23 protein-coding genes and 1 tRNA gene are annotated in these 23841 nt (G+C 64.9%); 14 read left to right on the top strand and 10 right to left on the bottom strand.

Annotation, left to right across the window (positions count from 1 at the left end; genetic code table 11):
* The first annotated feature begins 91 nt into the window (after positions 1–91).
* Together A5788_RS17480 and A5788_RS17475 are read left to right on the top strand one after the other, a co-directional pair.
* Positions 92–490: a hypothetical protein gene (locus A5788_RS17480; protein ID WP_049699690.1), complete on the top strand. Its 399-nt coding sequence runs from the start codon at positions 92–94 to the stop codon at positions 488–490.
* A gap of 82 nt (positions 491–572) precedes the next feature.
* A tRNA-Leu gene (locus A5788_RS17475) sits at positions 573–646 on the top strand.
* A gap of 66 nt (positions 647–712) precedes the next feature.
* Here A5788_RS17475 and A5788_RS17470 read toward each other — a convergent pair.
* Together A5788_RS17470 and A5788_RS17465 are read right to left on the bottom strand one after the other, a co-directional pair.
* Complete coding sequence (locus A5788_RS17470) at positions 713–1543, bottom strand: sulfurtransferase (protein WP_064869402.1); 831 nt, start codon at positions 1541–1543, stop codon at positions 713–715.
* Positions 1544–1581: 38 nt separating this feature from the next.
* Positions 1582–3039, bottom strand: a complete 1458-nt coding sequence (locus A5788_RS17465; protein WP_064869426.1) for a dihydrolipoyl dehydrogenase family protein — start codon at positions 3037–3039, stop codon at positions 1582–1584.
* A gap of 89 nt (positions 3040–3128) precedes the next feature.
* On the opposite strand from A5788_RS17465, the gene A5788_RS17460 reads away from it, so the two are divergent.
* The 4 genes from A5788_RS17460 to A5788_RS17445 all read left to right on the top strand — a co-directional run bounded on the left by A5788_RS17460 (position 3129) and on the right by A5788_RS17445 (position 7489).
* Complete coding sequence (locus A5788_RS17460) at positions 3129–4646, top strand: alpha/beta hydrolase (RefSeq protein ID WP_082937905.1); 1518 nt, start codon at positions 3129–3131, stop codon at positions 4644–4646.
* A 76-nt stretch (positions 4647–4722) separates the two neighbouring features.
* The gene (locus tag A5788_RS17455) at positions 4723–5538 is read left to right on the top strand and encodes a PE-PPE domain-containing protein (protein WP_082937904.1); all 816 of its coding nucleotides are present in this window, start codon (positions 4723–4725) and stop codon (positions 5536–5538) included.
* A gap of 31 nt (positions 5539–5569) precedes the next feature.
* Entirely contained in the window at positions 5570–5794 is a 225-nt protein-coding gene (locus A5788_RS17450) for a hypothetical protein (protein ID WP_049699695.1), read from the top strand.
* A gap of 153 nt (positions 5795–5947) precedes the next feature.
* A complete protein-coding gene (locus A5788_RS17445; RefSeq protein WP_064869398.1) occupies positions 5948–7489 on the top strand; it encodes a phospholipase C in 1542 nt (513 codons plus the stop codon).
* A 5-nt stretch (positions 7490–7494) separates the two neighbouring features.
* Here A5788_RS17445 and A5788_RS17440 read toward each other — a convergent pair whose 3' ends face one another.
* Complete coding sequence (locus A5788_RS17440) at positions 7495–8646, bottom strand: TDT family transporter (RefSeq protein ID WP_064869422.1); 1152 nt, start codon at positions 8644–8646, stop codon at positions 7495–7497.
* Positions 8647–8870: 224 nt separating this feature from the next.
* The gene (locus tag A5788_RS17435) at positions 8871–9191 is read right to left on the bottom strand and encodes a putative quinol monooxygenase (RefSeq protein ID WP_064869396.1); all 321 of its coding nucleotides are present in this window, start codon (positions 9189–9191) and stop codon (positions 8871–8873) included.
* Between the two features lie 154 nt (positions 9192–9345).
* Here A5788_RS17435 and A5788_RS17430 point away from each other — a divergent pair, with 154 nt between their 5' ends.
* Both A5788_RS17430 and A5788_RS17425 read left to right on the top strand, forming a co-directional pair.
* A complete protein-coding gene (locus A5788_RS17430) occupies positions 9346–10770 on the top strand; it encodes an aldehyde dehydrogenase family protein (protein ID WP_064869393.1) in 1425 nt (474 codons plus the stop codon).
* Between the two features lie 102 nt (positions 10771–10872).
* Complete coding sequence (locus tag A5788_RS17425; protein WP_064869391.1) at positions 10873–12105, top strand: SAM-dependent methyltransferase; 1233 nt, start codon at positions 10873–10875, stop codon at positions 12103–12105.
* Here the strand turns inward: A5788_RS17425 and A5788_RS17420 are convergent.
* Together A5788_RS17420 and A5788_RS17415 are read right to left on the bottom strand one after the other, a co-directional pair.
* The gene (locus tag A5788_RS17420) at positions 12102–12971 is read right to left on the bottom strand and encodes an alpha/beta hydrolase (RefSeq protein WP_064869385.1); all 870 of its coding nucleotides are present in this window, start codon (positions 12969–12971) and stop codon (positions 12102–12104) included. The two genes, A5788_RS17425 and A5788_RS17420, sit on opposite strands and share 4 nt — an antisense overlap.
* Before the next feature lie 81 nt (positions 12972–13052).
* Entirely contained in the window at positions 13053–13886 is an 834-nt protein-coding gene (locus A5788_RS17415) for an SDR family NAD(P)-dependent oxidoreductase (protein ID WP_049699701.1), read from the bottom strand.
* A gap of 209 nt (positions 13887–14095) precedes the next feature.
* On the opposite strand from A5788_RS17415, the gene A5788_RS17410 reads away from it, so the two are divergent.
* The 4 genes from A5788_RS17410 (at position 14096) to A5788_RS17395 (ending at position 17672) form a co-directional block, all read left to right on the top strand.
* Complete coding sequence (locus A5788_RS17410) at positions 14096–15274, top strand: acyl-CoA dehydrogenase family protein (RefSeq protein ID WP_064869383.1); 1179 nt, start codon at positions 14096–14098, stop codon at positions 15272–15274.
* A 109-nt stretch (positions 15275–15383) separates the two neighbouring features.
* On the top strand, positions 15384–16358 hold the full coding sequence (locus tag A5788_RS17405) for a pirin family protein (protein ID WP_064869381.1): 975 nt from the start codon (positions 15384–15386) through the stop codon (positions 16356–16358).
* Complete coding sequence (locus tag A5788_RS17400; RefSeq protein WP_064869379.1) at positions 16355–16861, top strand: MarR family winged helix-turn-helix transcriptional regulator; 507 nt, start codon at positions 16355–16357, stop codon at positions 16859–16861. The genes A5788_RS17405 and A5788_RS17400 overlap by 4 nt, the downstream gene beginning before the upstream one ends.
* Positions 16862–16868: 7 nt before the next feature.
* Positions 16869–17672: a pirin family protein gene (locus A5788_RS17395; protein WP_064869377.1), complete on the top strand. Its 804-nt coding sequence runs from the start codon at positions 16869–16871 to the stop codon at positions 17670–17672.
* Positions 17673–17700: 28 nt separating this feature from the next.
* Here the strand turns inward: A5788_RS17395 and A5788_RS17390 are convergent, their stop codons facing one another.
* The 4 genes from A5788_RS17390 to A5788_RS17375 form a co-directional block, all read right to left on the bottom strand.
* Positions 17701–18627, bottom strand: coding sequence for an LLM class F420-dependent oxidoreductase (locus A5788_RS17390; RefSeq protein WP_064869375.1), 927 nt, complete (start codon positions 18625–18627; stop codon positions 17701–17703).
* Positions 18628–18696: 69 nt separating this feature from the next.
* Positions 18697–19692 (bottom strand): cation diffusion facilitator family transporter, encoded by a 996-nt coding sequence (locus tag A5788_RS17385; RefSeq protein WP_064869373.1) that lies wholly within the window; start codon positions 19690–19692, stop codon positions 18697–18699.
* A gap of 131 nt (positions 19693–19823) precedes the next feature.
* A complete protein-coding gene (locus tag A5788_RS17380) occupies positions 19824–20510 on the bottom strand; it encodes an MspA family porin (protein ID WP_049699708.1) in 687 nt (228 codons plus the stop codon).
* 37 nt (positions 20511–20547) lie between these two features.
* On the bottom strand, positions 20548–21237 hold the full coding sequence (locus tag A5788_RS17375; protein WP_064869371.1) for an MspA family porin: 690 nt from the start codon (positions 21235–21237) through the stop codon (positions 20548–20550).
* A 382-nt stretch (positions 21238–21619) separates the two neighbouring features.
* Between A5788_RS17375 and A5788_RS17370 the strand changes: the two genes are divergently transcribed.
* Both A5788_RS17370 and A5788_RS17365 read left to right on the top strand, forming a co-directional pair.
* The gene (locus tag A5788_RS17370; protein ID WP_156525546.1) at positions 21620–23491 is read left to right on the top strand and encodes an amino acid transporter; all 1872 of its coding nucleotides are present in this window, start codon (positions 21620–21622) and stop codon (positions 23489–23491) included.
* A 102-nt stretch (positions 23492–23593) separates the two neighbouring features.
* Positions 23594–23818, top strand: coding sequence for a hypothetical protein (locus A5788_RS17365; protein WP_064869367.1), 225 nt, complete (start codon positions 23594–23596; stop codon positions 23816–23818).
* Positions 23819–23841 lie beyond the last annotated feature (23 nt).

Raw genomic sequence — 23841 nt, 5'->3', positions numbered from 1 at the left:
TAGTCAAGGGTGTATCGGCTGATTGGAGGAGTCGCTGATCCAGCTCTCATCGGCCACGGTGAGAAGGCAGCCTGTTCGGCTACCATGAGGTGTGGTTTACCTCTCACTTGCTCTCGCCGCCGTCGCGGTCGGAGCGTGGGTGCTGTCGTACCACCGATCGTCACAGGCGCGCCGCAGCCCCGACCTGTTCATCGCACTCTCCGAGCTCAACGACTCGAGGTCGGACCATCAACGGCACGCGGCAGAGGTCATCGACGAAAAGCATCACCTCGAGGCGCGCGCGGGCTGGCCGTCGGCCGTGATCGGGCTGCTGTCGGTGATGGCTGTGGTGTTCATGGTCCAAGACCCGTCGAGCACCGTCAACGGAAACAGACTTGTGTGGATGACCAGCGAGCTGCTGGTGATCGCGCTGATCTCAGCAGTGTGGACGGTGTGGTGCGTTCAGCGCGCAGCGCGGCTGACGGTGCGCCAGGCCGGCCTCCATCGATAGTCGCGACACCTCGCTCCACGGCCCCCTTCCCGCACGGGTTTGGTTCGATCGGGCAGGGGCCGCATGGCATGCTTGTCGACGCGCCCCTATAGCCCAATTGGCAGAGGCAGCGGACTTAAAATCCGCACAGTGTCGGTTCGAGTCCGACTGGGGGCACCCGTCGAAAGTTGCGTGGGATCCTCGGGGGCATTTTTGCACCCCTGGGTCCCACGCAACTCGACGTCAGCTGGTCGTCAGCGGCCGCGTCGGGTCGGATGTCCACGCGTTCATCGAGCCGTCGTAGACCGCAGCGTCGTCGCGTCCGACTGCGGCGAGCGCGAAAGCTGCTGCGGTGGCAGCGATTCCGCCTCCGCAGTAGGTCACGGGCCGCACCGAATCGTCGAGGGCGCCTACGGCGTCGAAGATCGCCCGCAGCGCGGGAACCTCTTTCAGCTTGCCCCGCTCGTCGACCAGCTCACCGAAGGGCACATTCACACTTCCGGGGATGTGGCCTGCCGCGAAGGTGTCGCAGTCGAGGGCGTTGATCAGTAGCACGGCCGAGTCGTCGACGTCGGTGACCACCTCGTCGGTGGTCTCGATGCGCTCCTCGCGCCGCTGCGCTGTGAATTCAGCTGGCGGATAAGTTGATTCGCCACGGTCGACGGAGAAGCCCGCGTCAACCCACGCCTGCAGGCCTCCGTCGAGCACGGCCACGTTGTCGAAGCCCTCCAGACCGAACTGCCACCACAGTCTGGTCGCCCAGATTCCGTTCTCCGAGTCGTAGACCACGACACGCGAGTCGTCACCGACACCGGCCGCACCCACGGCTGCCGCGAACTGTTCCGACGACGCGACAGCGAACGGCGCATCCCCGTCGGGATCGGTGAGCGCGGCGAGTTGATCGACGAACACCGCGCCGGGAATGTGACCGGCCAGATAAGAAGCCTGCCCGGACTCGATCTGCGGTGCTCCGTCGCCGAACCGGAGATGAACGGTCGCGTCGACGACGCGCAGCTTGGGATCATCGCCCAGATCGCGCAGGTCAGCAGCAGTGATGAGATGTGGCGTGCCCATACCCCGACACTACCGGCGGCCGCGCACATCTCCTCCGATCAACTCTGCTTTCCGCGCAGGTTCTCGAGCAGCCTGAGCCAGATCTCGCTGATCGTGGGATACGACGGGACCGCGTGCCACAGCCTTTCCACGGGCACCTCTCCGACGACGGCAACGGTGGCCGAATGCACGAGCTCCGCGATGTCCGGTCCGGCAAACGTGGCTCCCACCAACACATTTCGCGCACGGTCGATGACAAGGACCGCATGGCCGCTGTAGTTCTCACGGGCGAGGGCCGACCCCGCGACCTCGATGTCGAGTTCGGAGGTGACGGCATCGATGCCAGCGTCGCGGGCGGCACGTTCTGTCAGTCCGACCGACCCGACCTGCGGCTCGGTGAACACCACCTGGGGCACGGCGGCATGGTCTGCGGTGGCCAGATATCGCTCACCGTCGAGCGAACGACCTTCTGCGCGCGCGGCGATCACGTCACCCGCGACCCTCGCCTGGTACTTGCCCATGTGCGTCAGTGGCGCGCGACCGTTGACATCGCCGACCGCGTACAGCCAATCGTGCCCGGCGACATTGAGGTGATCGTCGACGTCGAGCTCGGCCTTGGGGTCGATGCCGAGCGCGTCGAGTCCGACGCCGACGGTGCGCGGGCGTCGACCTGCCGCGACGAGAATCTCGTCGACCTCGAGTCGGTCGATGACATTGCCGTCGTGGTCAGCGAGCTCGACGACAGCGGGCCCGCCGTGCACTCGCCCGTAGCCCGTGTCGTCAACCTCCGGCCGCGCCACCGACCCGAACGTCGTACCGAAGCGTATGTCGACTCCTCGCTCACGCAGCCCCGACGACACTCGTTCCCCGACAAAGGGTTCCATCGACGGAAGCAGCGATTGGCCGCGCACGACCATCGTGACCACACTCCCGAGCTCGGCGAGCCAGGTCGCCGCCTCGCAGGCAACGACTCCCCCACCGAGCACCGCGATGCGCGCAGGAATCTCGACGAGATTCGTCGCATCACGCGACGTCCACGGCGCAGCGTCGACAAGACCTGGGATCGGTGGAATCGAGGCATCGCTTCCCGTCGCCAACACCACCGCCTCGGTGGCGTGCAGGCGTCGACCATCCACCTCGACCTCCCGCTCACCCACCAGCTTGCCGACGCCGCGCACCACGTCGATGCCCGCACCATGCGCCCAGTCGACCTGCGACGAGTCGTCGCGCTTATGGGTGATCGAGTCACGCCACGCCAGCAGACGGCCGGGTTCGGGCTGATCGTCGACGACCCGAGTCCGCGAACCGGGCAGCCCCGTCGCGGCCTCGAGCGCTGCGCCGGCCCCCAACAACGCCTTGCTCGGCATGCACGCCCAGTACGAGCATTCGCCGCCGACGAGTTGACCCTCGATGAGTACCGCACGTCGAGCGCTTCCGCGGATTGCGTAGTCGGCGGCGTTCTCGCCCGCAGGCCCAGCGCCGATCACGATGACGTCGTAGGTGTCGGTATCTGCCATGAAATCCACGGTAGCCCCGGGCGGATGTAACAGACGCTGCCCGCAGAACGACCACTAACACATCGGGGTCCGTACACCGCAGGAGACTCATGCCCATTTCACCCGAATCCGCTGCCGGCGATCCTCGCGATCAGTGGATCACCTACGACGCCTCACTTGCCGACGAGCCGACGCCCCCGGGGCACCAAACCCCTGGTCCACGCCGAATCCGACGCAGGCTCGTCGGCCTCGCCACGGTGCTCACGCTGACGGCAGCCCTCCTGGGTCTGAGCGCGGTGATCGGCAAGGACGACCGTGCGTCGGCGCTCGTCGGACATCCCGAGGTCCTGCGTGACGGCTGCAAGTGGGACTCGTCGGGAAACTACGTCCAGAACTGCAAAGTTTGGTCGAAATCACAGAACAAGTGGATCGTCGTGCAGATCCGAGCGTCGAACGGCAGCAACAAGGGCGTGTACCTGCTCGACGGCATGCGCGCCCGCGACGACCGCTCCGCGTGGACAACCGATGTCCAGGCCGCCAAGGTGTACGACGGTAAGAGCGACACGACGTTGGTCATGCCCGCCGGAGGGGCGTCATCGTTCTACACCGACTGGGACGCCGGAGCAGGCGACAAGAACGTCACCATCAAGCAGGAGACCTTCCTCACCGACGAACTGCCCGCATACCTCGCCACCAACTTCGGCGTGAGCCGGTCGAACAACGCGATTGTCGGGCTGTCGATGTCCGCTGGGCCCGCAGTCACGCTCGCCGAGCGGCATCCCGAGCAGTTCAAGGTCGTGCAGGCGATGTCGGGCTACTACCAAACCGACAATCCGATCGGCGCGCTCGGAGTGCTGGCGACGCAGACACTCGTCTCCAACTACACCAACGGGATCGTCAACATGTGGGGCGCGCCGGGAAGCGCACGGTGGACCGCGAACGATCCGTCGAAGAACATCGACAAGCTCAAGCAAAACGGTCAGACCCTGATCATCTCGTCCGGGAGCGGCTTTCCGAGTCCCGCCGACATGGCGAAGCTCTCGCAGTCGGATCTGATCAACGCGATCGCGTTGGAAATCCTGTCGGCCGTGTCGACGGTGCTCATGCAGTTGCAGCTCGCACAGGCCGGAGTCTCGGTGATCTCGCTTCCGAACTACGGAGTCCACAACTGGGCCAACTGGGATCGTGGACTCGGAGCGGGCAAGAACGACGTCTTGACCGCACTCAACAAGACACCTGCGGTGACCGCGAAGACTCAGCTCGTCAGTGCTGCGGGATCGCCGGAACCCGACGGCGTGGCGAAGGCAACCGCAGCCGCGCGTGTCGCGGCGGCGAAGCCGGTACAAACCCCGGCCGTGCTCGCGGCGCTGGCGGCAAGTGAGTCGTCGAGTGCAAGCAGCTCTCCGTCTACCTCGACGCCGGCCTCGGCATCGGAGTCCGCCGAATCTTCTGCTTCCACAACCGAATCGACGACGGGCACTCCCTCCGAGGAGACCACGACGACCACTACCCCGGCCCCGTCAGGGTCCACCGAATCGAGCCCGAACACCTCCACGCCGGCGCAGTCGACGACTCCCGAGTCGACAACAACGACGACAACAACAACGGTGCCCACGCCGTCGGGGTAACGCTGCCGGCCCCTCCGACGACATAACATCTCGAACGTCACACGCGCGATCTGACATTTCCAGGGGGGAAATCGCTATGCGCTCGAAGTTTGTCGTGCTCTTTTGCGCTCTATGCGTCGTGGTGCCGGGCATCTGGTTCGGCACCGCCACAGCGAAAGCTGACACGGGGGTCACGGTTCTGACCATCGGACCGAATCCGAACGTGGTGTCGGCGCCGATGTCCACCGAGCTGCAGGGGGTCATGTGCAAGGCGCCCAACACGTGCAAATCGGTGTCGTATCAGACGTCGGGATGGTTGAGTTCGGTCGTCAACAGCGGGGTCTCGGCGTTGTCTGCCGCGATCGCCGCGACACCGGGCAAGAAGGCCGTGATGGGATTCTCGCAGGGCGCTCTCGTCGCATCAGAATGGCTCAAACGCTATGCGGGAAGCGCGACTTCGCCGGCGGCGTCGGACATGTACTTCGTGTTGTTCGGCAATCCACAGCACCCTCTCAATGGGCGTAACACGCTGCAGAAGACCGGGACCCCGACGCCGTACACGAAGTACACGACCGTCGACATCAGCCGTGAGTACGACGGCATGTCCGACTACCCGAACGACGTCGGCAACACACTCGCCGTGGCGACCTCGCAAGACGGCTACACGTCGATTCATCCGTACTACACCGGCGTCGACCCGAACGCGTCGTCGAATCTCGTGAAGCGGACGGGCAACTACGCGTTTGTTCTTGTGCCGACCAGCTACCTCCCGCGCTACGAACGGATGCGCAACAGAGGTCTCGGCAAGCTCGCCGAGCAGGGCAACGCCACGTGGAAACCGGTCGTCGACCGCGGGTACAACCGGGCCGGCTTCACACAACTCGGGAACACCACCGTGGTGCCTGTCCGCTGAGGGATTCCACTCGAATGATGTACTCGAGGGCATGACGCCTTCGCCGAGTGCCCTGATCCTGGCAGCAGATCAGAGCGAGGTGGCAGTGCTCACGCTCGCCATCGCGCTTTACTCGGCGGCCATTCTCATCGGGATCGGCGTGGGCATCAATGCCGTCAACCGCAAGCGTCGACGCCTCGCCATCGCGATGGCGATATTCGTCGGGGTGCTGGTGGTTGCCGGCGTCGTCGTCGCGGTCATGAGCAGCATCCACTGACGGCCAACCCACTGTCCACCTGGTCGACGCCCTGCGTATGCACGAACACTCAACGGTAGTCACCGAGCGGGTTTAGACTTCGGCGGTTACGCTCTGCCGCGGGGGACGCAGCCCGTTGACCCGACGGTGGAATCGACCTGGTCAGGGGTGTGTATGTCAGAGACGCCGTTCGGTGGTTTGAGTCGTCGCGAGTTCTTGTCGAGAGTTGCCGCGGTCGGCGGCGGCGCACTGCTCACGTCGTGGGCAGCGCCGATCATCGACAAGGCCTACGCCCAGGCCGACCCTGCGGGCACCGGGTCACTCGACGACATCGAGCACATCGTGCTGTTCATGCAGGAGAACCGTAGCTTCGATCACTATTTCGGCACCTACTCGGGTGTTCGTGGATTCGGCGAGTCGACGCCGCTGTGGCGTCAGCGCGGCTGGGCACCCGGCGTCGGACCGACCAAGTCGGGATACACGATGCCGTTCCGCCTCGACACCGAGAACGACGCCAACCTCGACGGCGAATGCATCAATGACCCCGATCATTCATGGGCGGGGCTACACCACGCCTGGAACGGCGGCCGCAACGACGGTTGGCTCCCGATGTCGATCGATTCGGTCGGCCCGGCCAACGCGCCTGCACTCATGGGCTACTACGAGCGTGAGGATATCCCCGTCCACCGCACGCTCGCCGAGGCGTTCACCATCTGCGATGCGTACCACTGTTCGGTACTCGGACCCACCGACCCCAATCGGCTGTACTGGATGAGCGCAACGCTCGACCCCGAGGGCACGCACGGTGGCCCGCTTCTCGAAACACCAACGCTCATACCCAAATTCGCCTACAGCTGGCGCACCATGCCGGAGAACCTCAGAGACGCGGGCGTGAGCTGGAAGATCTACAACAACAAAGACCTCGGACCGGTCTCGTCGGTTGTCCTCGACGGCATGATGGGCTGTTTCAAGCAGGCGCAGAATCCCAACTCGGAGCTGGCTCGACGCGGTATCGACCCGACCTACCCGAACGACTTCCGCGCCGACGTCGCAGCCAACCGGCTACCCAAGGTGTCGTGGGTCGTCCCGCCGGCGATGGAATGCGAACATCCCGCGCTACCCGCGGCTTTGGGCGCTGTGGGCATTGTGCAACTGCTCGACATCCTCACGTCGAATCCCGCTGTCTGGGAGAAGACAGCGCTGATCATCAGCTACGACGAGAACGGCGGCTTCTTCGACCACGTCGTTCCCCCGACAGCTCCCCCCGGCACCAAAGGCGAGTACGTCAGCGTGCCGAACATCGGCAAAGTCTCGTCGTCGAAAGGCATCCGCGGGCCGATCGGACTCGGCTATCGCGTGCCGTGCTTCGTGATCTCCCCCTACAGCCGCGGCGGACTCGTCGCGCGCGAAACCTTCGACCACACTTCGCAATTGCGACTCATCGAGAAGCGCTTCGGCGTCGACGTCCCGAACCTGACCTCTTGGCGCAGGCAAACCGTCGGCGACATGACGACGGCGTTCGATTTTGCCCATCGACCGAACTCCGCACGACCCCGCCTCGGCGACCCGAATCCCAAGGCGCAGAACGCCCTGCTGAAATGCGGCCCGAACATCGCGGCGGGCACGGCCGGGTACGGCAAGCCGTACCCGGTGCCGCCCAACAGCATGCCGCGTCAGCAGCCCGGCACTCGTAGGTCGCCGAGCGGCGTCGTCTGACACGCTCACGCTGCTGCCGGTAGACGTCCGTCGAGAACCGCCGCGACGGTCCGCGTGAACACGGTCGTCCACGCGGTGACGAGAACGCCGAGAAGCAACGCCGCGGCAATACGAAACATGGTGGAGTCCAACGCTGTTCCCAGTGCTGCCAGGCCGGTCACGCAGGTGCCGATCGGGAAGGTGAAGCTCCACCACGTCAACGCGAATGGCATCGAACGACGGATGTTGTGCACGGTGACAGCCGTGGCAAGCGCGAACATCACCACGCCCAGGCCCGTCGCCGCGACCCCATAACCAACGCCGAAGATCCGCAGACCCGTTGCGATGGTGTGGGAATCGGACGAGTACCAGGCGAGTGCGGAGTCGGCATGCGCGGCAAGTGAATTCGCCGCCGTGACGGATTGACCGATGACGCCGAGCGTGATCCAGATCGTCGGCGCCGCACACCCGGTGGGCACGGTCCCGTGAACCAGGCGGCCATAGATCATCGAGAGCGTGATCAGACCCAGGAACAAGCTGAGTCCAAACAGCAAGTAGCACAACAGCAGAAAGCTCACTCGCCACTGCCCCGCCGGAACGTGGTCGACCAGCAGCGCACCGGTCGTCGCCGACACCATCGGCGGGACGACCGGCATCAGCCATGCGGGTAGCGCGACGAGATCGGAGCGTCGTCGATGGCGCGTCATCATGAGAAACGGCACGGCGATCGCCGTCCCGAGCCCCAGGAGAGTCCCGACCGACCACAGCGCCGCGTCGACGATGACCGCCGCGTCAGTCCCGAGGATCGACGACCCGACGGTGATGGTGCCCGCTCCGACGGTCAGCAGCGCCATCGGGATCGCGCCGTAGAACTGAACCATCACCGGGTCGGCGGCGTAGCGTCGTGCCTGCATGGGATGCCGCACCCAATGCACACCGAACGCCGCGGTGATCACCACCAGTAGCACCGCCGCGAGCAACCAGATTGCCGTCGCGAAACCGCGGACCGCCGAGAGATCTCCGGCAACGCTGATCGCCGACGTCGCCACGATCCCCGTACCCATCACCGCCGCGAACCAGTTGGGCGTGATGTGAGCAAACGCTTCTGCGCGACGCTTCGCCGACGACCGGCTCAACGGAACGTCGGGGGCCAGCGGACGGTCGAGGATCTCGGTCATGATTCCCAGCATCGGCGGGCGGCCGACGTGCCGGAAGACGGCTCAGCATTGTGGGGTCACAAGCAGTGCTTGTGGCCCTGCACGCACACTCGACGAAATACCGCGCCCACTCGACGCGACGGAGCGCCCACTCGACGAAATACTGCGCCCACTCGACCGCACTTCCCCGTCGAGTGGGCGCTTCGTTCAGCCGAGTGGGCGCTGCGTTCAGTCCACTGGGCAGGTCAGTCGACGGCCATCTCGCCGAGTTCCGACCAGCCGTCGGCGTCGACGGTGGTGTTGATGATTGCCGGGGTCGCGACGAGGAACTGCGGGAGGTCGGCGGTCGCCTTTTTGAAGTGATCGCTCGAGACGTGAGCGACGGCGGCGGCGTCGTCGAAGGCCTCGATCAGGACGTACTCGTTGGGGTCGTCGAGGCTGCGTGACCACGTGAACCATTTGTTGCCGGGCTCCGATCGTGTTGCCTCGGTGAACTCGGCAACCAGGTCGGGCCACTGATCTGCGTACTCGGGCTTGATCTGCCATTTGGCGACGATGTGGATCATGCATCCAGCCTAGGTCGGCCTCGCAACACCGTGGAACGGTTGCCATGTCTCATTGTGAGAACAGCGATCGCGGGAGACCGACGGAGAGACGCCTTGCGTCACTCAACGACGGCGGGCGTAACTTGGGTCACACAGCACCACAGGAGGAGAAGCGATGCGCGAGATCACCAAGTTCTACGTCGACGGTCAGTGGGTGGAGCCCACCGAGTTGAACCTCATCGACGTGATCAACCCGGCGACCGAGAAAGCCGCTGGCCACGTGGCTCTGGGCACGGCCGCAGACGTCGACGCCGCCGTGAGCGCAGCGCGACGCGCCTTCGCTACGTGGGGACGCAGCTCCGTCGACGACAGGCTCGCCGTGCTCAACGCCATCATCGCGGAGTATCAGAAGCGCGCAGATGACCTCGCAGACGCCGTCACCGAGGAGATGGGTGCTCCCGCGGGATTGGCGCAGGCCGCACAGGTACCGATCGGTCTCGGACACCTCATGACCGCCGCCGCGGCGCTGCCCGAGTACCGCTTCGCGGAGGATCGTCGAACCTCTCGAATCGTCAAGGAGCCCATCGGTGTCTGCGGATTCATCACGCCGTGGAACTGGCCGCTCAATCAGGTCATGTGCAAGGTGGCACCCGCGTTGGCCACCGGCTGCACGATGGTGCTGAAGCCTTCCGAGGTCGCGCCCTTCTCGGCCGCGATCGTCGCCGAGATCTTCGACGCCGCAGGCGTTCCCGCGGGCGTCTTCAATCTGGTCAACGGTGACGGACCCGGCGTCGGGTCGGCGTTGGCAGCCCACCCCGGCATCGACATGATCTCCTTCACCGGCAGCACCCGCGCGGGTATCGAGGTCGCGCGCACCGCGGCGCCGACCGTCAAACGCGTCGCGCAGGAACTGGGCGGCAAGAGCCCCAACATCATCCTCGACGACGACGACCTCGCACAGAACGTCGCAGGCGGCGTCGGGTCGGTCATGCTCAACTCCGGACAGTCCTGCAACGCACCCACCCGCATGCTGGTCCCCAACTCGCGCCTCGACGACGTCGTCGAGGCCGTGAAATCGGTTGAACCCTCACTGACAGTGGGAGATCCGACGAGCAAGGTGCGTCTCGGCCCGGTCGTCTCGGAGCCGCAGTTCGAGAAGATCCAGGGGCTCATCGAGCGCGCAATCGACGACGGCGCCACCCCGGTCATCGGTGGTGCGGGCAGGCCGGACGATCTGCCGACCGGCTACTACGTGCGTCCGACCGTCTTTTCCGGCGTCACCAACGACATGGAGATCGCGCGGACCGAGGTGTTCGGGCCCGTGCTGGTCGTCATCGGCTACGACGACATCGACGAGGCCCTCGAGATCGCGAACGACACCGAGTACGGCCTCGCGGGATACGTCTCGGGCAAGGATCTCGACGAGGTACGTCGAATCGGCGAACGTATCCGCGCCGGATCGATCTCCCTCAACGGGGCGCAACTCGATCCGTCGGCACCGTTCGGCGGCTACAAGCAGAGCGGCAACGGCCGCGAGTGGAGCGACTACGCATTCGACGAGTTCCTCGAGGTGAAGTCGCTCTTGGGCTACGACGCCTGAGCCTGCGTATCCGGATGGGTCACACATGCCCATCCGGATACGCTGTGGGCGACGAAGACTCGGTGACAGTCGCACATTAAGGTCGACCCGCGAGGAGCCCAGATGACCGTTGCCCGTGACATCGCCGACGTGATCGAACACCACATCGGCGGTGAGATCCCCGTACATCTCACCGCGTGGGACGGCAGCGTCGTCGGCCCGGACAACGCTCCGCACGTCGTCATCTACAGTGCCGATGCGCTCCGTCGAATCATCTGGCATCCAGGCGAACTCGGTGCAGCCCAGGCGTACGTCACCGGCGAACTCGACGTTGTCGACGATCTCGACGACGCCCTCACCCACGTGTGGGAGGTCGCCGCTGCTCGCGGACTCTCCGGCATCCGACCCTCGCCGCGTGTCCTTTTCGACGTCGCGCGACTGGCTCTCCGCTACCGACTTCTCGGCCTCCCCAAAGCTCCACCCGCCAGCCAGGCACGGGTGCGGGGCCGTCTGCACTCCCGCGCTCGCGACCGCGCCGCGATCAGCCACCACTACGACCTGTCGAACGACTTCTACGAGCTGATCCTCGACGAGCACATGGCGTACTCGAGCGCCTACTGGACGTCGGACGATCCCGACTACACGCTGGCCGACGCACAGGCAGACAAACTCGAGCGCGTCTGCCGCAAGGTGGGCCTGGATTCGGCTGCCGGACAACGCTTCCTTGACATCGGATGCGGATGGGGATCGCTATCGCTCTATGCGGCAGAGCATTTCGACGCACGAGTGGTCGGCGTGACCATCTCGCGCGAACAGAAGGCGTTCATCGACGAACGCATCGCGCAGCGCGGACTGGCCGACCGCGTAGAGATCCGCGTGCAGGACTACCGCGAGATCCCCGACCCTCCTTTCGACGCCGTGGCGTCGCTGGAGATGGGCGAGCACGTCGGCGAGCAGAACTATGCGACATACGCACAGGTGTTGCGCGACAAGGTCATTCCCGGCGGACGCGTGTGCATCCAGCAGATGTCACGCCCCGAGGGTAAACATCCCGGCGGCGGCCCGTTCATCGAGTCGTTCATCGCACCCGACATGTACATGCGCCCCGTCGACCGAACCGTGCAGTACCTGACCGATGCAGGACTCCGCGTCGACGACGTCGAGGAGATGGCCGAGCATTATGTTCGGACCGTCGACGTCTGGTACGACACCTTCGAGAAGAACTGGGCACGCGCCGTCGACCTGGTCGGCGACGAAATGGCCCGCGTGTGGCGGCTCTACCTCGTCGGCGGACGCATGGCCTTCCGCGACGGACGCATGGGCGTCGAGCAGATCACGGCGACGAGGCCACGTTAGCCCTGTGCTTGCGTGACGTGCCCCTCGAGCCACCCGAGCGTCGTCGAGAGCACCTTGTCCTGCTCCGGCTCGTTGAAGATCTCGTGGTAGAGATCGTCGAAGATGACCAGTGTCTTGTCGTCGGAGCCCGCGAGGCGTTCGACCATCTCGCTGCCGGCCGGGTTGGTCAGCCGGTCGGCCGAACCGTGCATCACGAGGAGTGGGATCGTCAGCGATCCCACGCGGTCGGGGAAGCTCTGCATCGTCGACAGCATCTCCGCGCCCAGCCGCGCCGGAATACGTGCGCGCGTCACCAGCGGGTCGGCTTGGTATGCAGCGACGACGTCGGGATCGCGAGAGACGGCCGTCGAATCCAACGCGATGGTCGGCAGCCAGGGCGCGACCTTGCCGAGAACCTGCGAGACGGCGATGACCGGGCCCGGCATGTCGTCGCCGGGCATCACGGCGGCACCGGAGAGGATCAGTCCGTCGAGTTTGTCCTGATGGTCGAGTGCGTAGTCGAGCGCGATGCAGCCGCCCATGCTGTGTCCGAGCAGATAAGTGGGCAGTCCGTCGATCGCGGTCTGCGTGATGACGGTGTCGAGATCATCACTGAATTGCTTGAATGACTTGATACGCAAGCGTTTTCCACCGGACCGGCCGTGCCCGAGGTGATCAGGTATCGCGACAGAGAAACCCGCGTCCGTGAAGACCTTCGCGACGTGCGCATAGCGTCCGCCGTGCTCGCCGAGGCCGTGTGCGACGACGACGAGTCCGCGCGGACTCGCGGGCGTGAGGGTTGTGTAGAAGATCTGCTCACCGTGCTTGCCGGAGAAGGTGCGCTCTTCGCTCGTGACGCCAGGTGTGCCGTCTGCGCTGTCAGCCATTCGGCCATTATTGCTTACCGCGCGGCCCGATCAGCAAGTTCGGGCCAAGCACCACCCGTGCACGACAGCCACCGATCGGCGTCAGACGCCGACCCCGACGAACTTCTCCGATGCCGTCCAGAGCCCGTCGATGAGGTCGCGGCGGCTTGCCTGCTTGTTTTCGCGACCATTGGGCTTGAGACGGTCGAAGTACACGCCGTTGATCTCAGGGTCGGCACCACGACGCGCCAGTGCGATGAGCGGCTGCGCACCCTGCTCGGGGGTGATCGTTCCGAACCGCTTCAAGGGTGTGCGGTAGAACAGTCCGACGAAGGCCGAGTCCCGACCGAAGCTGCTGGCAACGACGCCCGGGTGGACGGCAGCCGAGACGATCCCGTCGTCGCGCCATCGATCGGCGATACCCCTGGTGAACATGATGTTCTCCAATTTGCTTGTCCCGTAGCACCGTAACTCGATCGTGCGTCGTCGCTCGAAGTCCAGGTCGGTGAGATCCACGCTGCCGGCCAGGTTGCCGAAGCTCGAGGTGTTGACCACCAGCGCGCCACCGTCGGCAGCCAACTGCTCCCTGAGGAGGTTCGTCAGGAGAAACCCGCTGAGGTGATTGATCTGGAAGTTCGGCTCGTGTCCGTCCGCGGTCTTCTGTGCCGGCGAGAACGTGCCGCCCGCGTTGTTGAGCAGCACATCGATGGAATCGACCCGTGCGGCGATGTCGCCGGCAAGAGCGCGCACCTCGTCGAGGCGCGCATAGTCGGCGGTGAACGCCGTCGCACCCACCTCTGCCGCCACAGCCTTCGTCTTCTCCTCCGACCGTCCGACAATGATCAGGTCGACGTCGGGTCCGGCGAGCTCGCGTGCGGCGACAGCTCCTATGCCGTCGCTGGCGCCGGTGATCACGATCGTCCGTGTGTCTGCCACTGAGGTTCCCCCGCTTGTGTCGTCGGGCCTCGTGCCCGAGTGCTTTCCATCAGGTCTACACGGTGTCCCGTCGGGCGTGTGGCATGAGCACCCGCGTCACGCGCGCCAGAACCCCACTCCTTCCAAGAACTCGACGACGCGATGACCCTCGCCAAGGCGACGCCCCTGATCGCGGGAGGCGCGGTCTCCGCGTTTGATAATTTCCAGACATGACCGCAAGCGAAAACCCGTCCTCCGAGGTCGACGCCGAAGATTTCGAGCAGATCCGCCAACTCGTCCACGACTTCATCCGCACCAAGGTCGTGCCTCGCGAAACCGAGATCATGCAGACCAACGAGGTACCGGCCGATCTGCGTGCACAGGCCGCCGAGATGGGATTGTTCGGATACGCCATCCCGCAGGAATGGGGCGGACTCGGACTCGACCTGACGCAAGATGTCGAGCTGGCAATGGAGTTCGGGTACACCAGCTTGGCGTTGCGGTCGATCTTCGGCACCAACAACGGCATCGCCGGTCAGGTTCTCGTCAACTTCGGCACCGACGAGCAGAAGAAGCAGTGGCTCGAACGCATCGCGTCGGGCGAGGTGGTCGCGTCGTTCGCACTCACCGAACCGGGAGCGGGCTCGAATCCGGCGGGGTTGCGCACCAGGGCAACCCGCGACGGGCAGGACTGGGTGATCGACGGCCAGAAGCGCTTCATCACCAATGCGCCGATCGCCGACCTCTTCGTCGTATTCGCGCGCACCCGTCCCGCCGATGAGTCGGGCACAGGGATAGCGGTATTCCTCGTTCCCGCAGACACTCCCGGCGTCGAGGTGGGTAGCAAAGACGCCAAGATGGGCCAGGAGGGCGCGTGGACAGCCGACGTCACCTTCGACGGGGCGCGTGTGCCCTCGTCCGCGCTCGTCGGTGGCGATGAGGAGAAGGGCTACAAGGCTGCGATGACCTCGCTGGCCCGCGGGCGCGTACACATCGCCGCCCTGTCGGTGGGGCAGGCGCAGCGTGCGCTCGACGAGTCGGTGGCCCATGCCGCCAACGCCACGCAGGGCGGAAAGGCCATCGGCTCTTTCCAATTGGTGCAGGCGATGCTCGCAGACCAGCAGACCGGAGTGATGGCCGGCCGCGCGCTGGTTCGCGAGGCCGCCGCCAAGCACGTCTCCGGCGAGGACCGACGCATCGGACCGTCGGCGGCAAAGCTGTTCTGCACCGAAATGGTCGGCAAGGTCGCCGATCTCGCCGTGCAGATCCACGGCGGAACCGGCTACATGCGCGAGGTGCCGGTCGAACGTATCTACCGCGACGTGCGCCTGCTCCGGCTGTACGAGGGCACCAGCGAGATTCAACGTCTCATCATCGGCGGCAACCTGGTCCGCGCCGCGGCGAAGTAGACCCGACAGCGAAGTAGACCCGACAGCACCGTCGGAATAACGCCGCACCCCGGCAGGTTGACTGAACCAGTTGCTCAGATTTGAGCAAATAGCCGACCACGAGGTTCCGATGCCTGCCATCACCGCCGACACCACAACTCTGCCCCGCCTCACCGCGGCGACGCTCGAGGCCTCCGAACGGCCCGTGAAGTCACTGACCCGTGGTCCCCGCGGATACGAGGGCGAGGGATTCCCCGTGGTCAGGGCCTTCGCAGGCGTTCCAGCAGCAGTCCTCGACCCGTTCATCCACATGTATCAGATGGGCGAGGTCGACTACGAACCGGGCGAACCGAAGGGCACCGACTGGCACCCGCACCGGGGCTTCGAGACCGTCACCTACATCATCGACGGCCGCTTCCAGCACCAGGACTCCACCGGTGGTGGCGGCTTGATCGAGAACGGCGCCACCCAGTGGATGACCGCCGGTGCCGGCATTCTGCACATCGAGACACCACCGGCTGAGCTGGTCGAATCCGGCGGTCTGTTCCACGGCATCCAGCTCTGGGTCAACCTGCCTGCCAAGGACAAGTTCCTCACTCCGCGCTACCAGAACCTCGAAGCCGGGAATGTCGCGCTCGTCGCCTCACCCGACGGCGGCGCACTCGTCCGCATCATCGCGGGCGAGCTCGACGGTCATGCGGGCCCGGGTTCCACGCATACCCCGATCACGGTGGCGCACGCGACCGTCGCGCCCGGCGCGTCGGTGTCCGTGCCGTGGCGTGAGGACTTCAACGCCCTCGCCTACGTCCTCTCCGGGCGTGGCACCGTCGGCCCGGACGCGCGTCCGATCGAGCAAGGCCAGCTCGCGGTCTTCGGCAAGGGTGACCGTCTGACGGTCGCCGCCGATGCCGGGCAGGACGGCAACCGTCCCGCCCTCGAGGTTCTCCTGCTCGGCGGAGCACCCATTCGCGAACCCGTCGCGCACTACGGTCCGTTCGTGATGAACACCCGAGAGCAACTGATCGAAGCCATCGAAGACTTCCAGGCCGGTCGTCTCGGCGTCATTCCGCCGGATGCGATCATGCCGCACACCAGCATTCGATGACCGCCAACCCCTCGACCCAGAAGGTCGCCGCGTCCAAAGCACAGGCGTGGCGACTCTTCATCGAGACGAGCGCCCGTCTCCAGACCACACTCGACGATGAGCTGCGTGCACACTGCCGAATGTCGTTGGCGGACTACCACGTTCTGTTGATCCTCCACGAATCCCCCGGCGGCCGCGCACGGATGCGCGACCTCTCCCACCGCATGGTGTTCTCGACGTCGCGCCTCTCCTACCAGGTCGACGCGATGGTCCGGCGCGGATGGCTTCGTCGCGAGGCCGCACCCGAGGACAAACGCGGTAGCTACGCGGTGCTGACAGACGACGGACGCTCGGCGTTCGCTGCCGCCGCACGCGATCACGGTGCGGCCGTCGACAGGCTGTTCACGTCCGGACTCTCCGACGTGCAGGCGAGCGAACTCGCCGACCTCATGGCGGTGCTCACCGAACATCTCAACACCGAAAAGTCCACCATCGCAAGTACACCCGCTGACCGAGCGAAATGACGAGATCATGACCGACACGCAGACACAGATCACCGACGCCACGAGCTGGCGCCTCATCCGCGCGGCCGACCGCCATATGTGGAACGACGAGGCCATCGACTCACGGCAATCGTTTCCTGCCACCGGCAGTTTCGACCTGGCAGCCAACGCGCACGGAATGCTGCTGGTCCACAACGACGACATCGTCGACGCGGGCGCAGGTTTCGACACCCACCAGCATCGCGACGCAGAGATCGTGACGTGGGTCGTCGAAGGCGCTCTGCACCACAGGGACTCACAAGGAAGCGAAGGTGTTCTCACACCCGGCGTCGTGCAGCGGATGTCGGCGGGATCGGGAATCAGGCATTCCGAACGCAACGCGTCGACGCGCGCCGAGAACCAGCGGTTGCGCGTCGTGCAGATGTGGATCGCACCCGAGTATTCGGGCGGCACACCGAGTTACGCGGAAGCAGACGTCAACGAGGCGCTGACCGACGGCGAGTTGGTCACCATCGTGTCGGGACACGATGGTGACTCGAGTGGGCAGGCGTTGGAGATCGGCAACAGCTACGTCGCACTGCACGCCGCGCGCCTACTCCCCGACCGCCCGGTCACCCTGCCGCCCGCACCGTTCGGGCACCTGTTCGTGGTCTCCGGCACCGTCGCTGTGTCCGGGCTCCCGAGCCACGAGACACCCGACGATCACCTCACCCTCGGCGAGGGCGACGCGCTGCGTACCGCAGGCGCCGCCGCACTGACCGTCACCGCAGACGCGCCGGCCGAGATCCTCTTCTGGGAGATGCACACGTCGTTCGACGCCGCGCACGCCTGACCGCTCAACCAGCGGTCACAGCAGGCGATCAGAGTTGCGGCGCAACCGCCGAGGAGACCAGCTCGAGATGGTCGAGATCGTCGAGGTCGAGCATTTGCAGGTACAACCTGGTGACCCCGATGGCCCGGTACGACTCGATCTTCTCGACCACCTGATCGGGCGTACCCGCGAGACCGTTTTCCCGGAGTTCGCCGACCTCGCGCCCGATTGCGTCGGCACGTCGTGTGACCTCTGCATCGCTTGTGCCCACGCAGATCGTCAACGCCGCCGAATACGTGAGTTCGTCGGGTCCGCGACCCGCTGCCGTGCACGCATCGCGCACGACGTCGAATTGCGCTGCGACGACGTCGGTCTTCGCGAACGGCACGTTGAACTCGTCGGCAAACTGCGCGGCCAACGCGGGGGTGCGCTTCTTGCCCATGCCGCCGATGATGATCGGGGGTCGCGGTGACTGCGACGGCTTGGGCAGCGCGGGCGAATTGCTGATCTGAAAGTGCTTGCCGCGGTAGTCGAAAAGGTCGCCGACCGGCGTCGACCACAGTCCGGTGATGATCTCGAGGTTCTCGGTCAGCTTCTCGAAGCGTTCTCCGAGCGGCGGGAAAGGGATCGCGTACGCCTCGTGCTCCTCGGCGAACCATCCCGCACCGAGTCCGAATTCGATTCGGCCGCCGCTCATTTCATCGGCCTGCGCAACCTGGATCGCGAGCTGGCCGGGGTGGCGGAACGTCGCCGACGTCACCAGCGTGCCGAGGCGGATCGTCGAGGTCTCCCGGCCGAGCGCCGCCAACGTGAGCCACGCATCAGTCGGCCCCGGGAGTCCCTCGGTGTTCATCGCCAGGTAGTGATCGGATCGGAAGAATGCGTCGTAGCCGAGGCCTTCGCTCGCCCGCGCGACGCGCAGCAGCGTCTCGTATGTGGCACCCTGCTGAGGTTCGGTGAAGATTCGCAAGTCCATGGAATTCAACCTACGCGTCGCGAAGTCGGGTCCGTCCGGCGTGCTGTCCGCTCTGGGGAGGCATCACGCCTACGGCGTGACCTGGCCCGCGGGCACCAGCGACGGCTCGTCGATGGTCGACAACGTGAGGACGGCCTCGACGATGGCCTCCTGCGTCTCGATCTGCGCTTCGAGCCTGCGCAGCCGGAAGGCGACGTCGTGCTCGGCGAGGTCTCCGGTGATATCGACGGCGGCAACCATGTAGAACTCCATCGGACCGACGTACTCCGCGTGGAGATAGGTGACCCGATCGATATCGGGCATCGCGAGCAAACGCAGGAGAATGGCGTCGCGAATCGGCGCCATGGCCTCTTGGCCGAGCAGGAACTCGCTGTTGCGTCGGATGAGGAAGATGGCGATGAAGCCCAACAGCAGACCGACGAGGATCGATCCGAGCGCGTCCCAGACGGCGTTGCCGGTGATCTGATGCAACGCCATGCCCGCAGCAGCGATCGCGAGTCCGACGAGTGCCGCGAAGTCCTCGGCGAACACAGCTCGCAGCGTGGTATTCGACGTCCGGCTGACGAAGCGCAGCGGGTGCATCGACATCCGACGCCCGCCCGCCTTGGCCTGGCGCACCGACTGTATGAACGAAATACCTTCCAGCACTGCGGAGATCGCGAGCACGATGTAGCCGACGAGGTAGTTGGTGTCTTCTTCCGGGTGGACGAGCGCGGTGATGCCGTTGACCACCGACACCGCAGCGCCGACAGCAAACAATCCGAACGCCGCGAACATCGACCAGATGTAGGTTTCCCTGCCGTGCCCGAACGGGTGACTTCTTGTCCTGCCACGGTTTCCACGACGCTCGGCGATGAGCAGAAAGATCTCATTCCCCGAGTCCGCCCAGGAGTGCATGGCCTCTGCCGTCATCGACGCCGATCCCGTGACGATCGCGGCGATAGTCTTGGCAATGGCGACTGCGACATTCGCGACGAACGCGATGACGACGGTGGTCATCGAATCCTGATCATCGATGGGGGTGACGAGTTGCTCATCGGTCAGCGGCGCATCCGTGTCAGCCATACCCTGATCGTCTCACGGCATGCGAGCACCGACATTCGATCCGGTTACGACCGCGCCGACAGAAAGGACCGCGCGGCGCACCCAGCCGAAGGTGCACCGCGCGGTCGTCGAATCCAGACTCGGGTGAGAGGTTATCCGAGGCTGAAGGGCTTTCCGTAGAACGTGACGATCTGTTCTGCGTTGGGTGTGTTGACGTACACGTCGGCAAACGAACGAGCCTGCGCGTAACCCGCGCAGCCGTTGATCCCGATCTGCTCGTTGGTATAGCTGAGCTTCGCATGGTTGGTGGCCTTGTACCCGACCTTGTTGCTCAGCTTCTGGTTGCCGAAGTCGTCGGCGGACTCGACAGTGTTCACGTAGTAGGCGACCGCCTGGCCCGGGCCGACCGACAGCGAGGTTCCGGCGCCCGTCGTTGCCGAACTGATTGCGGGCGGGCTATCGATATTCGGACCCGGCTTGCCGGATGCAGCACCGTTGCCGCTACCGCTGACACCGGAGATGTTGACCTGGCAGCCAACGATGTAACCCGCCCTGATCTTGATGTTCTTGGCGTCCTTGCTGGTCTTGACTGCGTAGGTAGCCGACACCCATGCGTTGCGGTGCAGCGGCGTTCCGCCGAGCGACGGGTTGATGTTGGCCGTCTCGTTGGTACGGGTCACCGACACAACGGTGCCGTCGCCGAGGGTCTGCTGGTCGGTCTGTGACGGAAGTGCGACGTGGACGTCGGCGTGTGCGATGGCCGGTGCCATCAGGGCGGCGACGGTGGTGAATGCCGCGGGCGCGCCGATGGTGACGAGCCGCTTCAAACTGATGTTCATTTTTTCCCTCAAATGGTTGTGGTCGTGATGAGAGCGGTCAGCCGATCGAGAAGGGCTTGCCGTAGAGGTTGACCTTCTGGTGATCGCTGCCGGTGGTCTCCACGACCGCGTACGAGCGGGCCTGCGCGTAACCGGCGCAGTTGTTGATGTTCAACTGCGTGCGGTCCCAATTGAAGTAGTACGTGCCCTTCTTCTCGATGTCCTTGTAATCGAGCTGAGCAAACACCACCTGGCCGGGCGTCAGCGGAATGCTGAGGCTGCCCGAACCCGATACCGCGCCGGCGCTCAGCAGATTCAGTGTCCCGGTGGCGCCGACCGTCATCGATCCGACGTTCACCTGGCAACCGACGATGTAGCCCACCGAGAGCGTCGCCGCCGCGCCATCCGTCGACACGCCGCCGGTGCCCGGGTAGGTGGCCTCGCCGTTCGAACCGACGCCGTTGTTCGGTCCCGCCTTGGCGTCTTTCAGTCCCGGCGCCCTGAGGACGACGCTTCCGCTCACCCACGCGGTGCGGCCGAGGCCATTTGCCGCGAGAGAGGGCGAAATCTGCGCAGATTCAGTGGTGCGGGTGAGCGTCAGTCCGTCTCCGGTAGCCGTTCCTCCCGGCAAACGAACGAAGGCGTCGCCGTGTGCGGGAGCCGCGGCCATGCCGACGGCGGTCGCGACGGCACCGATGGCCAGTGCGCCAACGGCACCCCGTCGCATCCGTGACTCGTTGGTGGTCATGTAGTCCCCTCAAGATGAATTCATTGCTCGGCTCGCTCGCTCGATCCGCGCGCTGCGCCGGTCGTCGCCCCAGCGGCAACTCCGCGCGAACTGTACTGAGATGACGGAGAACAAAACGTGAACGAAAAACGGCCACAGGGCGGCGTGTTGACCAATTTGTAATCTTTGAATCCGTTGTGCGACAGGATCTTTCGTTTTGTACCGTTTGCACTATCGAATATCGGACAAATGCGGCGTCACGCGATCGACACGAATCCGGACAAGCTTCGCTACACCAAATCACGGTTCGTCCGGTTAGTGTTTCCGAGTGAGTTCCGACGTTTCCGACCACCGAATGCGGCAGTGGCTGCTCTCCGATATCTCACCGGAGCCCGCCGGCCTCATGGGGCCGCACCGCATTCCGAGCGAAGAATCGCACACGCACCGGTGGTGGCAGGTCATGTGCCTGACCGGCGTCGACTATTTCTCGACGCTTGGTTATCAGCCTGGTATCGCCGCACTCGCAGCCGGAACCGTTGCCCCGGTGGCGACGCTGGTGTTGGTCGCACTGACACTGTTCGGGGCGCTCCCCGTCTACCGGTACGTCGCGGCAAAATCGCCCAAGGGCGAGGGCTCGATCGCGATGCTCGAACGGCTTCTCCCCAAGTGGGGCGGAAAGATCTTCGTTCTCGTCCTCCTCGGCTTCGCGGCAACCGACTTCCTGATCACGATGACGTTGTCGGCCGCGGACGCGACCGCCCACTTCGTCGAAAATCCGCTTGTCCCACGCGGTTTCTCCAACCACACGGTCCTGATCACACTGATCCTGCTCGCGCTGCTCGCCGCGGTCTTCCTGCGCGGCTTCACCGAGGCGATCACCATCGCGGTCGTGTTGGTCGTCGTCTATCTGAGTCTCAACGTTGTCGTGATCGCGACCGCGATGTGGCACATCGTCGAGGCTCCACATCTCGTCATCGACTGGCAGTCGGCGATGTTCACCGAGCACGGAAATCCGTGGATGGTGGCCGCGATCGCCGTTCTCGTGTTTCCCAAGCTGGCACTGGGGTTGTCGGGCTTCGAGACGGGCGTCGCGGTCATGCCGCAGGTCGACGGCTCACCGGCCGATCCACCCGATCATCCGATCACCCGCATCCGTGGCACTCGACGCCTCCTCACCACATCGGCACTGATCATGAGTGTCTTCCTCATCGCGAGCAGCCTGGTGTGCACCATCCTGATACCCGAGAACGAGTTCCAGCCCGGCGGCAAAGCCAACGGTCGTGCGCTCGCCTACCTCGGACACGACTACCTCGGCAGCGGTTTCGGCACCGTCTACGACATCAGCACCATCCTCATCCTCTGGTTCGCCGGGGCGTCGGCGATGGCCGGTCTGCTCAACCTTGTGCCGCGCTACCTGCCGCGCTACGGCATGGCTCCGGACTGGGCGCGCGCCACCCGCCCGCTGGTGGTCGTCTTCGCACTCATCGCCTTCGGCGTCACGATCTATTTCGACGCCAACGTCGACAAACAGGGCGGCGCATACGCCACCGGCGTTTTGGTTCTGATGACGTCCGCGGCCATCGCCGTCACGCTCTCGGTACGCAAACGCAGGATCCGACGACTCACGCTGATGTTCACCACGATTTCGGTGATCTTCATCTACACCACCGTCGCGAATATCATCGAACGTCCCGAGGGTGTGCAGGTGGCAGCCTTCTTCATCGCGGCGATCCTGATCGTGTCGTTTGCTTCCCGAATCAACCGATCGTTCGAATTGCGAAGTGGCATCATCACTTTCGACGAGACAGCACAACGCATCATCGACGAGGCTGCGGCTTCCGGGGAGATACAGATCGTCACCCACGACCCCGACGAGCGGTCGCTGCACGAATACCACGACAAAGAACTGCAGCAGCGCGCCGAAAGTCACATTCCCGACGCCGATCAGATCGTGTTTCTCGAAGTGAACGTGACCGACTCGTCGGAGTTCGCCACCGACCTCCTGATTCACGGACGCTACCGCGAAGGTGGATACCGGATCCTCTGGGTCGATTCGGCTGCGGTGCCCAATACGATCGCGGCCACGTTACTGGCCATCCGCGAACAGACCGGAATCGTTCCCAACGTGTACTTCGAGTGGAGCGAGACCAACCCGCTGCTCAACCTCCTCCGGTTCTTGTTCATCGGCGAAGGCGAGGTCGCGGCGGTCACGCGAGAAGTCGTCCGCCGAGCCGAGCCGGAGATCAGCCGACGGCCGATCGTGCACGTCGGCTGACTCCTGACCCGGGCATCCGGGCCCGACCCATGACGCTTGTCATGGGCGAAACATGACATCTGCTCTGTGTGTGGGCGCGCCCGCGGCGCGAGTCTTGATGTCATGAACAACACCGATTCCACCGCGATTCGCGCAGCCAGCTCGCCGCAGACCGCGCCGGCACTCGTCATCGACGGCGTCACGAAGACCTTTCGCAGCGGCAACGGTTCGCGGCTCACCGCCGTCGACGACCTCAGCCTGACGATCCGCCCCGGCGAGGTCGTGGCCTTTCTCGGCTCTTCGAAGTTGAGCGGGCAATGCCTGGTCAGGGCCGCGGCGTGTCGTTGAGGTGAGACGCCCCTGGTCTCCGG

The organism is Gordonia sp. 852002-50816_SCH5313054-c (assembly GCF_001665925.1).
In the GTDB taxonomy this organism is placed as follows: Bacteria; Actinomycetota; Actinomycetes; order Mycobacteriales; family Mycobacteriaceae; genus Gordonia; species Gordonia jacobaea.
This window is presented reverse-complemented; position numbering and strand designations above follow the sequence as displayed.